Origin of the sequence: Bacillus sp. es.034, from assembly GCF_002563655.1 — a bacterium.
Classification (GTDB): domain Bacteria; phylum Bacillota; class Bacilli; order Bacillales; family Bacillaceae_B; genus Rossellomorea.
The window spans coordinates 438,417-450,977 of sequence record NZ_PDIY01000001.1 but is presented as its reverse complement, the minus strand read 5'-3'; the positions used below and the strand labels follow the sequence as shown (position 1 = coordinate 450,977).

At 43.8% G+C, this 12,561-nt stretch carries 13 protein-coding genes; 6 read left to right on the top strand and 7 right to left on the bottom strand.

Annotated features, from left to right (window positions below):
- Nucleotides 1-18 precede the first annotated feature (18 nt).
- On the bottom strand, nucleotides 19-504 hold the full coding sequence (locus ATG71_RS02285; protein WP_286162890.1) for a hypothetical protein: 486 nt from the start codon (nucleotides 502-504) through the stop codon (nucleotides 19-21).
- 166 nt (nucleotides 505-670) lie between these two features.
- Between ATG71_RS02285 and ATG71_RS02280 the strand changes: the two genes are divergently transcribed.
- Nucleotides 671-1,849 (top strand): acyl-CoA dehydrogenase family protein, encoded by a 1,179-nt coding sequence (locus ATG71_RS02280; protein ID WP_483295296.1) that lies wholly within the window; start codon nucleotides 671-673, stop codon nucleotides 1,847-1,849.
- A gap of 111 nt (nucleotides 1,850-1,960) precedes the next feature.
- Here the strand turns inward: ATG71_RS02280 and ATG71_RS02275 are convergent, their stop codons facing one another.
- The 3 genes from ATG71_RS02275 to ATG71_RS02265 form a co-directional block, all read right to left on the bottom strand.
- Nucleotides 1,961-3,034 (bottom strand): aromatic acid exporter family protein, encoded by a 1,074-nt coding sequence (locus ATG71_RS02275; protein ID WP_098438330.1) that lies wholly within the window; start codon nucleotides 3,032-3,034, stop codon nucleotides 1,961-1,963.
- A gap of 115 nt (nucleotides 3,035-3,149) precedes the next feature.
- Nucleotides 3,150-3,476 (bottom strand): cyclic-phosphate processing receiver domain-containing protein, encoded by a 327-nt coding sequence (locus ATG71_RS02270; RefSeq protein WP_034760934.1) that lies wholly within the window; start codon nucleotides 3,474-3,476, stop codon nucleotides 3,150-3,152.
- Between the two features lie 161 nt (nucleotides 3,477-3,637).
- Entirely contained in the window at nucleotides 3,638-4,570 is a 933-nt protein-coding gene (locus tag ATG71_RS02265) for a glycerophosphodiester phosphodiesterase family protein (protein WP_098438329.1), read from the bottom strand.
- Nucleotides 4,571-4,793: 223 nt separating this feature from the next.
- Between ATG71_RS02265 and ATG71_RS02260 the strand changes: the two genes are divergently transcribed.
- Together ATG71_RS02260 and ATG71_RS02255 are read left to right on the top strand one after the other, a co-directional pair.
- Nucleotides 4,794-5,843, top strand: a complete 1,050-nt coding sequence (locus ATG71_RS02260) for an ATP synthase beta subunit C-terminal domain-containing protein (protein ID WP_098438328.1) — start codon at nucleotides 4,794-4,796, stop codon at nucleotides 5,841-5,843.
- 197 nt (nucleotides 5,844-6,040) lie between these two features.
- Nucleotides 6,041-7,291: an ATP-binding protein gene (locus ATG71_RS02255; protein WP_483295328.1), complete on the top strand. Its 1,251-nt coding sequence runs from the start codon at nucleotides 6,041-6,043 to the stop codon at nucleotides 7,289-7,291.
- 40 nt (nucleotides 7,292-7,331) lie between these two features.
- Here the strand turns inward: ATG71_RS02255 and ATG71_RS02250 are convergent, their stop codons facing one another.
- Nucleotides 7,332-7,931, bottom strand: coding sequence for a YczE/YyaS/YitT family protein (locus ATG71_RS02250; protein ID WP_098438326.1), 600 nt, complete (start codon nucleotides 7,929-7,931; stop codon nucleotides 7,332-7,334).
- 101 nt (nucleotides 7,932-8,032) lie between these two features.
- On the opposite strand from ATG71_RS02250, the gene ATG71_RS02245 reads away from it, so the two are divergent.
- Nucleotides 8,033-10,303 carry a helicase C-terminal domain-containing protein gene (locus ATG71_RS02245; RefSeq protein WP_098438325.1) on the top strand — a complete coding sequence of 757 codons (2,271 nt, stop codon included), beginning with the start codon at nucleotides 8,033-8,035 and terminating at the stop codon, nucleotides 10,301-10,303.
- A gap of 32 nt (nucleotides 10,304-10,335) precedes the next feature.
- Here the strand turns inward: ATG71_RS02245 and ATG71_RS02240 are convergent, their stop codons facing one another.
- Nucleotides 10,336-10,773, bottom strand: coding sequence for a ferritin-like domain-containing protein (locus ATG71_RS02240; protein WP_060671539.1), 438 nt, complete (start codon nucleotides 10,771-10,773; stop codon nucleotides 10,336-10,338).
- Nucleotides 10,774-10,921: 148 nt separating this feature from the next.
- On the opposite strand from ATG71_RS02240, the gene ATG71_RS23245 reads away from it, so the two are divergent.
- Together ATG71_RS23245 and ATG71_RS02235 are read left to right on the top strand one after the other, a co-directional pair.
- Nucleotides 10,922-11,077, top strand: a complete 156-nt coding sequence (locus tag ATG71_RS23245) for a hypothetical protein (RefSeq protein WP_179886434.1) — start codon at nucleotides 10,922-10,924, stop codon at nucleotides 11,075-11,077.
- Nucleotides 11,078-11,138: 61 nt separating this feature from the next.
- A complete protein-coding gene (locus tag ATG71_RS02235; RefSeq protein WP_060671538.1) occupies nucleotides 11,139-11,378 on the top strand; it encodes a YkuS family protein in 240 nt (79 codons plus the stop codon).
- Between the two features lie 66 nt (nucleotides 11,379-11,444).
- On the opposite strand, the gene ATG71_RS02230 is transcribed toward ATG71_RS02235, so the two are convergent.
- The gene (locus ATG71_RS02230) at nucleotides 11,445-12,407 is read right to left on the bottom strand and encodes a S8 family peptidase (RefSeq protein WP_098438324.1); all 963 of its coding nucleotides are present in this window, start codon (nucleotides 12,405-12,407) and stop codon (nucleotides 11,445-11,447) included.
- Between the last annotated feature and the right edge of the window lie 154 nt (nucleotides 12,408-12,561).

Here is a 12,561-nt window from a genome sequence, read left to right as displayed (position 1 = left end):
CTGTGGCAGCAGGTTTCTTTACTGAAGAGGGGCTTTGATTTTAGAATAAAGCCTTTCCCCGATATATTTTTGAAAAGCATACATGAGCAGTGATTTCATGAAAAATAGCGCGGATAGCTTGTATTGCTTTAAATGAGTCAATTTCCACACACCCAGTTTTTTGAAAAGGGAGTAAAAGGGGTATGTGAAAAATGTATCAACCAGAATATTGACGAATACATAAAGGTATATGTTTTGATAAGTGAATTTCAGGATCCACACCGACCCTGTCAGGAAAACACCGATGACAAATGGCATGACGCCGTTTACTTTCGGGAAAAGCCTTGTTGAGATGGTCCACCAATTGATTCTCTCTGCCAACACATTTTCATAGTACACAAGTAGTGACATGAACAAAGAGGCGGGTAAATATCTTTTTAAAGTTTCTTTTCCTGCCAACAAGAGAAATACCCACGATATGAGCATCAGAATCAATATGTACCGTTTATTGCGTTTGTGGCTCAAGGTGATTTCCTCCTTAGTGTGGGATGTTATTTATAGAGTGTTCATTGTAAAAGCTATTATTCGGTTTAAGGTGAAAATGTAAACCGATCAGATTAATAAGCTTTATCTTTGAGTCGGGCTGCGAAATTGATTATGATAAACGGAGAAGAGAAACGTCATTTAATCATTGGGAGGTGCTGTTTCATTGGATGTATATCAATCGTTTATACAAAATGAACGCCAAAGGAAATTGGTTGATTTAGCCGGGAGGCTCGCCGATGCTTTTTCTGAACGAGGGGAGAAGTACGATAGAGAGGATGCATTCCCTTATGAGAATTTCGACGACTTTAAAAAAAGTGGATACGGTTCTCTGTCCCTGCCGAAAGAATATGGGGGAGAAGAGATCAATTTATATGAGCTTGTCATGATCCAGGAGAGACTGGCAACAGGGGATGCTGCAACGGCATTGTCCATTGGCTGGCATTTGGGGGGATTGATGGAGCTTACAGAAACCCGTGACTGGGAGGAAGAGGTTTTCAAGGATCTGTGTGAGAAGATTGTGGCAAACAATGCTCTCGTGAACCGTGCGGCCACAGAACCGGCAACGGGCAGCCCGACACGAGGGGGACTGCCTCAGACCAAGGCGATCAAAACCGAAAAGGGCTGGAGAATAACAGGCCGGAAATCCTTTACTTCAATGGCGAGAGTACTGGACTATTCCTTAGTATCGGCTGTGATCGGTGATACGGAAGAGAAAGGATTCTTCCTTGTGGATCATGACTTGGAAGGCGTGAGCATTGAAGAGACGTGGGACACAATTTCCATGAAGGGGACAGGGAGTGATGACCTGGTCCTTGAAGACGTCCAGTTACCGCCTTCTTCACTCGTGGAGCGGGACAGCGGCCAAGGGAAGAGTGGTCTTCCTAAAGCATGGCTGCTTCATATCCCTGCCTGTTATATAGGGGTAGCGATGGCAGCACGTAACTATGCCATCCAGTTTGCCAAAGACTACTCCCCGAACAGTCTGCCCGGCCCGATCAAGGATGTTCCTGAGGTCCAGCGGAAAATTGGTGAAATTGAATTAGAGTTGTTTAAAGCCAGGCAGATTCTGTATTCCGTGGCAGATAAGTGGGTAAGGGAGCCTGCGAAGCGGGGGGAGATGGCTGCAGAACTCTCTTCTGTCAAGCATATTGTAACAAACAGCGCCTTTCATATCGTAGATACTGCCATGAGGATCGTGGGAGCGAGGAGCCTCTTTCGGACCAATCCCATGCAGCGCTATTATCGTGATGTAAGGGCAGGGCTCCATAATCCTCCAATGGATGATATGGTCATTGCAATGTTAGCGAATAATGCCCTGAAATAAGGCTTTTAGACAAATGCTTTTCAGACAAAAGAAATCCGAACGATCTTTCGACATCCATTATTGAATATCGAATTCGTTCGGATTTTTTCTTTTTGTAATTGGATTTAATCATCATTCCGGGTACAGTGCTTTTTCCAATACGTTACGATGCTGTTCCTCAAGGACGTGGATCTCACGCAACTCTTCAACAAGATCATGAATGGATAACAGTTCATAAAGCATGATGGTTTCACAGGAGAAGTGATGCTTCATGGATTGAAATGGTTTCATATGAAGCCCCTCCTGGTCCTCCCAGAATTCCTCCAATAAATTCTTCATAAGGGTGAAATGCTGATCTGGAATTTCAAATGAAGGATGGTGCATGATTCCTTTTAAGCTTAATGTTGCATCCATGATTCGATCTTTCTCCTCTTCACTGAAAGAATAGTGAACGGGGAGATAGATGATGTTTCCGATATGAAAAAGGATTTGTCTCAAGATGTTCAGCTTCTTATATTCATAATGGAAACAGCGCATTTCCTGACGGTTGGAGCGGTGGAGCTTCCATTCTTCTTTCTGATATTCGCAAAGGGTATCCGTCAAATCAATCTCTCTTAAAATATCATTGAATATCAATTTCGTCTCTCTGTGCAGAGAATGGTTCTGGAGTACTTCAGAGCCCCTTCTTTCCAACAGATTCCCTGTTTTGAAATAGAGATTATGAATATTGGTTGAAATCGTGCTGCTATACTTAGGTGGAAGGATCCACAGATTGACCAAAGTCGATACAATCAGTCCGATGGTAGTCGTTCCAAGGCGGATGAAAAACGTCGCCACGTAGTGATCATGGATCGTGGGAATCATGGCGATTCCCGTTAGTGTAGCGACCAGGATTCCCGCACCCAGATGAAGCTTATGACAGGTGATGATCGTCAGAAGCGCGACCAGAGCATAGGTAAGGGCATGGTCCCCTAACGTATGAGTGATGATCACGGCAAATAATGCACCGATAGCCGATGCCGGAAAGCGGACATAGGCTTTCTTGATTGAATTTGCAGCCGTCGGTTCGATGGTGACGATGGCGGTTATGACGGCAAAGGTCGCCGGCCAGTTTAATAGTTCACATACGAGAGCAGTAAGGAAAACGGCAAGTCCCGTTTTAGCAATCCTTCCCCCGACAAATTGAAATCTTTTCAAAAAACCCATAAGAAGCCCCTCTTTAATAAAATCGCTATTACCTATTATAGAGTAAGAAAAAACCAAATTAAATAAATTGACAAAAAAAGAACTGTTCAGGGAACAGTTCTCTATATATGATAACTCATCTTAGAGGCAATGGCCGTAATAGGATTTGGATGGACTGAGGCATCTTCCGGTCGTTCTGTGCCTCTTTTAAATACTTGAACATTCTTTTGCCCGCACCAGAGTTTGCGGAATGAATCGTGATTCTTTCTGCAAATAGCTGTTTTTCCACCATATAGTGGACGAGCATTAAACCATTACGTGTCTTACTCTCTAAGTCGTGATCCAGTGAAAGATGAGCGATAGAAAAATTAAGAAGCAGGTCAATACATTCATCGATGTCTTTCGCAAGAATGTACCCTTGGGGACAGTGTCGGTAATCGTCTAAAAACACATTTACTGTCATATTTATTCTTCTTTCGTCATTTGACTTAATTTAAGCCTAACAGAGAGTGACAAACACTTATATAGGTCAATAGTACTGACATTACCATTATATTTGTAATTTTTTTGTAGGTTTTTGGTGAGGAATCTTTATAACATTCACTTTTCACAGAGAAGAAAATATTATCTTTTCCCCAGTATGTTCAATAATAAATCAGGTCGATCCGTAATGATGCCGTCTGCACCAAGGTTTATAAGTCTTTCCATGGTTTCCCTGTCGTTGACGGTCCAATAATGTACCTGAAGGCCGATGCGATGGGCTCCTGAGATCAGAATCGATTGTGTCAGGTCAAGGTTTCCTTCTTGAAGGGGAAGTTGAAAGGCGTCGACATTCGTTTTATAAAGGTTTCTCAGGAACAATTTGTGCAGGATGACGAACTTCTTTGCTTCCTGTCTGCCTCCTTGTGTGGCAATCCTTCCTTGAGAAGAAGATTCAACCAAATTAATGATGTCCTGATCGAATGAGGCGATGAGGACTTTATCCTCCATATTGTATTCTTCAATCAGTTTCATTAACTTCTGTACAATTTCCTCTGTCCGTTCTTCAGGGTTGTCGTCTTTCACTTCAATATTGATCCTCATATCGGGAAACCGCTGAAATACTTCTTCAAGGGTGGGGACATATATATGTTTTCCCCGAAAGGAGTACTCCCCCTTCAGATCTTGGAAATAGTACGCCGCATCAAGCCGTTGGAGCTCTTTCAATGTGTAATCTTTTACATATCCACGTCCGTCCGTTGTCGCATCAACTGTGGGATCATGAATCGTTACCAAATGGCCGTCTTTGGTAATATGTATATCTGTTTCGATGACGTCGGCTCCAAGATCCACGGCATTTTGGAACGCTTTAATGGTATTCCCGGGTGCAAGATATTTTCCTCCCTGATGGGCAATGACAAGGGGACGCTCGTTTTCCTTTTGCAAGAAAGGCGGTGGTGTGGCCTTTTCAACTGGCAGCCAGTACACGATGATTGTGAACAGGACAAAGAAAGCGACCATCATCTCGATGACGATGCGCTGTTTTTTAGACGTTTCGGGTAGCTTCGTATTTTTCATCTGCGTTCATCCTTTTAGTTAAAAGATCTTATTTTTTATTATAAGTACGACCTTGTTTATTTAGGACAATAATATAAGAGAAAATTAGATTAATATAAAAGAAGAATAAAGGTAATTGACCAAATATTACTTTTAAAAGTAAAAAAATTACGTTTTAAAATAAAAAGTATTGCTTTTTAAAGTAAAATAGATTACCTTATAAAGTAAGGAGGGGATATTTACCATGAAAGATCATTTAAGGTTAAATGTTTCATTGCTGCGTAAGCGTGTACCGAATCTCACATCTGCGGCCAAAACGGTGGGATTAAGGCCGGCCACTGTGTCAAATCTGTGTACAGGGAAAATATCGGTGGGACGCGCCGAGGTGAAAACAATCGTGACTCTTGCAAACCTGGCGAATTGTACGCTCGATGAATTAATTATTCAAGGAGGGAAAGTAAGTATGATTGAAACGGGGATTAAACCGCTTGATTTATTTGCACCCATTGTTCAGGGAGGGACCAACGGATTCGTTGCGAGATCCCAAATCGGCCAATTTGTCGTTTTGGCTGAAATGACACAAGTGTTGAAAGAGAAGGGTTATCATGCCATTTTATTAACTCCGGATCAAACCTATCCCGGATTAAGTGACCTTGAAGGATTCGTCGATGCGAAATGCCACACGATCGATGATGCCTTTGCGGAGGTTTCATTGGTGGATGACAAGGAAAGCATTCTCTTGTATGTTGATCGTTCGTTTATCGTCTCAGGGAAGCTGTATGAATTGAGAGAGAGGCTCGAAGCAGAGGGCTATCCGGACATCACCACCATCCTGTTTGATCCAAGCGGAGAAGCAGTCGATGAAGATGACCCGTTTGGTCCACTTGATACCCTGTGTTATTTCGACATAGATCTCGCTACCCGTGGGCTGTACCCGGCCATTCACCCCGTTCAATCAACGTCCGTCCTGCTCGAAGACGAAGCGTTGGATGCAAGCCATGCCGCGACCCACAAGAAGGCAAAGAAAGTGTTAAGGAGATATAAAGAAATCCGCGTTTTGATGAATACGATCGGCAAGGATAAAATCCCCGACACAGACCTTAAGCTGTTCGAAATAGGGGAGAGACTCGAAGCATACTTGAGCCAGCCTTTCTATGTAGCGGAGGAATTCACCAAGGTGAAAGGACAAAGTGTTCAGATAAAGCAAACCATCGGGGACATAGAGAACATACTCCAGGGCAACTACAACCACCTCGATCCCAAAGACCTCACCTATAAAGGGCGATTGAATTAACCATCAATAGAGGGACGGACCTCTGGCAGAAGTGCCGAGGTCTGTCCCTATGACTTTTTTCGTTATTTTATGTCTATTGAGAAAGGATTTATCTAAATTTTGTCGTATGTGTAAAGTAATACTTTTTGCTGGGAGACATTTCGATGCTGATTGAGAAATTATTATTACATGTACTGATTATATTGGCTCCTGTTCTCATTCAAACCTCTCTCCTGGAAAATCACAGGCTGGGGAAATCCCCTGTTTTCATTGGTGTATTACATGGGATCGCCGCATTTATGTGTTTGATTTTCGCTTATGAAAGTTTTGGGTTGTACTGGGATTTCAGGTATATTCCATTGGTTCTATCCATGCTGTACGGGGGAAGGCGATCCGGGGTCATCGTCTTCATGTTTATCCTGGCTGCACGTATCATCCACGGAGGTGATGCGATTGTCTTCGGATTCATCAGTGCTTTCCTGGCGGGGATCCTGCCATTCTTGATTTCCAATCGTTTCTGGTCATTCCCTCCACGAAAACGAGTGACATTTGCTGTGTTGCTGGGTTTTTGGCCGGCTCTGGTCATGCTCGGCATTCTGCTTTCCTTTTCCTTCATATCCGGTGTCCCGGTATCGGGTAACCAGGAGATGGGGATCTATGTCCTTATTTTCGGCGGGATTCAGGTGCTCGGAGTGGGACTAGCAGCTCAACTGAATGAATGGATGATTGAAAAGAAGATTATGCGGGAAGAAATCATGAAGTCGGAGAAACTCAATACTCTTGGTGAACTCGCCGCCTCCATTGCTCATGAAGTGCGCAATCCCCTGACCGTTGTGAAAGGGTTCCTTCAATTAATGAAAAAGCAGGTTAAAGGTGATCATGAAGAATATCTGAAGATCGTACTGAGTGAATTGGGGAGGGCAGAGGACATCATCAATGATTATTTGAACTTTGCCAAGCCGGAGCTTGAAAAGGTCGAGAAGATCAATGTCAAAGAAGTTCTTTCAGATGTCACCGTTCTTCTTAATGCCTACGCATTGAAGGAAGGGGTTTATCTTGAGGCGGACTTGAAGGAAGACGGGTACTTATTGACAGATCGGAATAAATTGAAACAAGCATTCATCAATATCATCAAGAACGCCATTGAGGCAACCCCTCCCCAAGGCAGTGTCACCATACATCTGGAAGTCACCCATACACAGGTGATCATCACCGTAACGGATACAGGCAAAGGCATGACGAAAGAACAGATCGCACGAATCGGAACACTCTTCTTCACCACTAAGGAACAGGGGACCGGTCTCGGTACATCCGTGTCCATGCGGATCATCGCTGCCATGGGTGGGCATGTCCATTATTCAAGCATTGTGAATAAAGGAACGGTGGCAACGATAAGCCTGCCGTTACATCAGCCTGCTACATTTGAATCGAATCTTGCCAATGCTTATATGAATGATCAAAACGCTTAGGGAAAGGACTAAGTGTTTTTTTGTTGAATTAAAAAATCCCTCAGCTCCATTTCCCGTACATACGTTCCATGATAGGATAGAAGATATGAATGATAAATCCTAAGGTGCAGGCGACAATGACCGTTCCGATGCCTACTGCCCCGTGGAAGACCATGGCGAGGGTGATGGCAATCGCTTCATTTAACAAGCGGGAATTGCGCAAGTTTAACCCGAAACGGTGATGGATCGCCACCATGAAGGTATCCATGGGGCTTGAAGGGAGCTTGGCTTGAAGATAGATGGAGATTCCAATCCCGAGAAGCAGGATGCCGATCAAGACAAAAGATAATTGTTGAACAAATCCAATGGGTTCCATTGTTCTAAGTCCGGACGTGATCCAGTAATCAACCATCATTCCAATCACAAAGATGGAGAGGGCGGCTAACCATTGGATACCTTCTTTTAATAAAAATGCGTTTATGAGGATGAGAATGCATCCATTCATGAAAATGCATGTACCGACCGAAAGGTGAAGCAGGGTGGATTCCCCGACGGCGAGTGCATCCCAGGGAGCTGCTCCCAAATCCCCTTTGATAATAAGTGACACCCCTAATGATAGAGATAGTAATCCAATGCAATAAAAGATGAATCTTGCCTTCATTCTCCCGAATCCTCCGTTCCGAACAGCTTGTCTAATGTATATGTACAACTGAAAACAGTTAGAATCATCAATTCCTTTGAAAACTGGAGGTGAAACGTCCGTTGAAGAAAACCATGAAGGTATCCATCAGGGAGTTAGTGGAGTTTGTGTATAAGGAAGGAAGCATCGATCTGAGATTTCAGGCTCGTTCCTCTATGGTCACCGGCACAAGACTCCATCAGAAACTGCAGAAACAATATAAAGAAGGCGATGAAAAGGAAGTCTTCCTGAAAGGGGAGAAAGAAGCGGGTGGTCTGGTCTATCAACTCGAAGGTCGTTGTGATGGCATTCACTATGATGACGGAGAGGTGACCGTGGAGGAAATCAAATCGACGGCAAAAAAACTGGACTTGATTGAAGAAGGAAGCCGCGTCCACTGGGCTCAGGGAGAATGCTATGCATACCTGCTGGCAAAGGAAAGGCAGCTGACCAATGTGGGTGTTCAATTAACCTATATCGAGGTGGAATCAGAAAGAACGAAGTCATTCAAGCAAATGTATTCCACTGAAGAGCTTGAACGCATCGTGAATGGAACCCTGGTTGCTTACACACCGTTTGCCACTGTGATCCTGACAAATGAAGAAAACAAAATGAAAAGTGTCACGGACCTGATATTTCCGTATCCTTCCTATCGTAAAGGACAGAAAAAACTCGCAGGTGCCGTATATAAAACAGTATCAGAATCGAAATCCCTTTATGCCAATGCTCCGACGGGAACAGGGAAAACCATTTCGACCCTGTTTCCTACCATAAAAGCAATGGCAGAAGGGAATAGCAAGTGGTTTTATGTGACGGCAAAAACGATCACCCGTACAGTGGCAGAAGAAGCTCTTCTTCTTTTGGAAAAAGAGGGTTTGGCCCACAGGACGGTTACGATCACGGCAAAAGATAAAATCTGCTTTAAAGAAGAAACGATTTGTCAGAAGGAGTATTGTGAATTTGCAAACGGTTATTATGATCGCATAAACGAAGCGCTGATTGATATTTTGACCAGAGAAACCATCCTCACGCGTCCGATCCTCGAATCCTACGCGAAAAAGCATAAGGTGTGTCCTTTTGAATATTCCATCGATCTTTCCTACTTGGTGGACGGAGTCATTTGCGATTATAACTATATCTTCGACCCCAGGGTTTCCTTGAAAAGAATGAGCGATGAAAGTAAAAAAAGGACGAATCTGCTCATAGACGAGGCCCATAATCTCGTAGGCAGGGGAAGGGAAATGTATTCTGCCTCCCTGAAAAAGTCTGCTTTCTTACAAATCAAAAAGCAATACCCTGATCATGATGGATTGAGGCAGGGAATTAATGCAGTTAATAAGCAGTTTCTGCGATTGAAAAAAGAAGAGGGTGCTGACATCAGGGCCAAATTGGATGATCAACTCGTTGAGTCGGTTGTAAGCTTCATTGAAATAGCTGAACAGTGTCTGGGGGAAACGGGCAGGGAGTGGTCGGAGGGATTTATGCAGCTGTATTTCGACAGCATCAGTTTTGTGAGGATTTCAAACCTTTACTCCGAAGAACATCGCTTTGTCATTGATCGTAGCTCCCAAGATTTAGAAGCGAAACTTTATTGCATCGATCCATCGAAGCTTATTAAACAGGTTACACGTCCTTATCAATCATCGGTATTTTTCTCTGCTACACTGCATCCGTTTTCGTACTATTTTCAGCAGCTCGGGGGGAATGAAGAAGATTATCGATTCCTGATTCCTTCCCCGTTCCAGTACAACCAGTGGCAGGTAGGAATCCACCCCATTTCCACCCGGTTCAGGGACAGGGAACGGACCCTTCCCATCATTACGCGTTCCATAGAGGAAACGTTCAAAGGATACAAAGGGAATTACCTCGTCTTCTTTTCTTCTTACTCTTATATGCAGGAAGCGTATGACAGAATGAATATAGAATCATTGGACGCTGTGGTCCTTATTCAGGAGCCTAATATGAGCGAGAGAGAAAGAGAAGAATTCCTCGGTGAGTTCCGGATTGATAGAGAACACCCTGTTATCGGTCTTGCGGTACTGGGAGGGATCTTCTCAGAAGGGATCGATTTAAAAGGAGACAGGTTAAAGGGTGTAATCGTGGTAGGGGTGGGGCTGCCCCGGCCTTCTGTGGAACAGGAAATCATCAAGGATTATTTTAATGGCATGGGAATGAATGGGTATGATTATGCCTATGTATATCCCGGGTTGAATAAAGTATTTCAATCAGGAGGAAGACTTATCCGCTCGGAAGAGGACAGAGGGGTCCTGAGGCTGATCGATGATCGGTATTTAACCCCAAAATACCAGGATTTATTGCTGGATGAATGGAAAGAGTACCGCATTATAACGTAAAAAAGACCGCTGAAAACAGCGGTCTTTTATCATTAGTTGAAAGAAGGATCCTTTAACAGACGGTCAAATTCTTCAAGATGATGAGTTTCATCTGCGATCATATCATCAAGCTTGATGCTGAGTTCCACAAGTCCCAATTCCTCGGCTTGTTCTTTACGCTTCTTATAGCGCTCAATGGTATCTGCTTCAGCTTTACGGCCCTCTTCAAGCATTTCCTTTACATCATCCGTTTGTTTAACGGCTGCAGGCGTCGTTGTCGGCTGACCACCCAATGTTTTAATCTTTTCGGCAAGGTATAAAGCGTGACCCTGCTCATCAGGAATTTCTTCTTCAAAGAAAGGTTTTAAGATTTGACGATACAAGCCGCTGACTACAGCAGCGTAGTTGGTGTAAAGAATGACTGCCGCATATTCATTGGCTAAATCTTCGTTTAATCCATCAATCAATTCATGTAATTTTGCTTCATCCATGTAAATACCACCCTTTTCATTGTTGTTATAGAGACTATTTACCCGGGCTGATGTAAAAATAAACATTCCGGTGGGAATCGTATGCCCCTCAAATATTTTGCCTGAAAATGGGGATTCTAATTCTATAAAAGTCAGAGGAGGGATGAGCATGTCAAAGCAGGGCAGGAAGAGTATGGATCAAACTTCTCAACAGCTGGCGAAACAAAAGGCCAAAAACGATGTGGAATTTGCATCTGATACCCAGATGGGAAATACAGAAGGACAAAGTCAGAAAAAAAGCGGCAGACAAGTAAATAAAAAATAATGGACGAATATCTTTTTCATCGAAAGAAAATCCTATATGTAGAACCAGGAGGTGTAAAGGCATGAGAATTGGTGTTGAACAATCCTTAACTAACGTTGTAGAAGCCTTACGGGCACAGGGGCATGAAGTAGTGGAGCTTAAGCAGGAGTCAGATGCAAATGGGTGTGACTGCTGTGTCGTGACTGGAATGGATACAGACGTAATGGGTATTCAAAATGTAGCGACTCAAGGCCCTGTCATCGAAGCAAGCGGACTGAGTGCCGATCAAATCTGCCAAGAAGTCGAAAGCAGACTGCAATAACCCCAACACAAAAAGAACAGCCATGGATGGCTGTTCTTTTTGTGTTGCCCGACTTTCAGATTCAAATCATCCGATCTGAGCGAGGGGCTGGTTTCTCAAGTGCTCGCGCAGAAGATCGGGAGCGGTTAAAAAGATCAGGCCATTCCCTTCCAATGTTTTCGGGAAGCCAAGTGGTACTGTCCTCTTAATGAGCTGTGCATATACCTCACATTCAGAAAGTTTCCGGTCGAAAGAAGCCTGTTCAAATTCTTTGATCAAGGCTAATGCTCCAGAAATATGGGGAGCCGACATGGAGGTTCCGCTGAGCTTGGCGTACTTTTCTCCGGGAATGGTCGATAGGATTTGTTCACCCGGGGCCACCAAGTCCACTTCATTGTTGGAATTCGTAAAGTAGGAAGACTTTCGTTGAAGATCGATGGCTCCTACAGAGATGACTTCGTTGTAACAGGCGGGATAAGAAAATTCATCGGTGCTGCTATTGGAGTCCCCCTCATTCCCAGCAGCGCAGACCACCAGGATATTGGCATCCACCGCTTTTTGAATCGCTTCATGGAGTGGCTCATAATCTGTAGGTCCTCCGAGGGACATGGAGATGATATCGACCTTTTGTTCAATGGCATACTTGATTCCGTTCACGATCCAATCGTACTTCCCGCTTCCACGGCTGCCGGCAAGAACTTTAATCACAAGCAGTTCAGCCAGTGGAGCCACGCCGATCACACCATCCCCATTTTCACTTGCGGCAATCGTGCCTGCTACATGGGTCCCGTGACCGCTGTAATCCGTCACATTATCTTCCGCACCGTCATCATCGTCGGTGAAATTACGGAAGCCCTTCACCTTTCCGGTAAGATCCGGGTGGTTCATGTCGCATCCTGTATCAAGGATGGCGATGGTGATGCCTTTTCCTTTATATCCGTTTTTCCACATACTAGGAGCTTGGATTACATCAACGCCTTTAGGAATTTCATTTGCATCAACAATCATTTCGTCCATGAAATATGGAATAAGCCTAATGTCATCTTGCATACTAATCCCTCCTAAAATAGTGTTGCAAAGCAGAATAGAAATCTGAAGTTTCTGAAAATATAACATTTTTTGGACAAGATGAAAAGGGATAATGGTAATAGGAAAATAAAACCAAACATCTTAGCGCCTTCCCTTGCATATAGAAAGCAGGCGG

What these genes read in the sequence shown, in the direction of transcription:
- ATG71_RS02260 (WP_098438328.1), top strand. Translation starts at nt 4,794, where the DNA reads ATGAAAGATCATTTAAGGTTAAATGTTTCATTGCTGCGTAAGCGTGTA.
- ATG71_RS02270 (WP_034760934.1), bottom strand. Translation starts at nt 3,476, where the DNA reads ATGACAGTAAATGTGTTTTTAGACGATTACCGACACTGTCCCCAAGGG.
- ATG71_RS02265 (WP_098438329.1), bottom strand. Translation starts at nt 4,570, where the DNA reads ATGAAAAATACGAAGCTACCCGAAACGTCTAAAAAACAGCGCATCGTC.
- ATG71_RS23245 (WP_179886434.1), top strand. Translation starts at nt 10,922, where the DNA reads ATGTCAAAGCAGGGCAGGAAGAGTATGGATCAAACTTCTCAACAGCTG.
- ATG71_RS02250 (WP_098438326.1), bottom strand. Translation starts at nt 7,931, where the DNA reads ATGAAGGCAAGATTCATCTTTTATTGCATTGGATTACTATCTCTATCA.
- ATG71_RS02235 (WP_060671538.1), top strand. Translation starts at nt 11,139, where the DNA reads ATGAGAATTGGTGTTGAACAATCCTTAACTAACGTTGTAGAAGCCTTA.
- ATG71_RS02240 (WP_060671539.1), bottom strand. Translation starts at nt 10,773, where the DNA reads ATGGATGAAGCAAAATTACATGAATTGATTGATGGATTAAACGAAGAT.
- ATG71_RS02275 (WP_098438330.1), bottom strand. Translation starts at nt 3,034, where the DNA reads ATGGGTTTTTTGAAAAGATTTCAATTTGTCGGGGGAAGGATTGCTAAA.
- ATG71_RS02230 (WP_098438324.1), bottom strand. Translation starts at nt 12,407, where the DNA reads ATGCAAGATGACATTAGGCTTATTCCATATTTCATGGACGAAATGATT.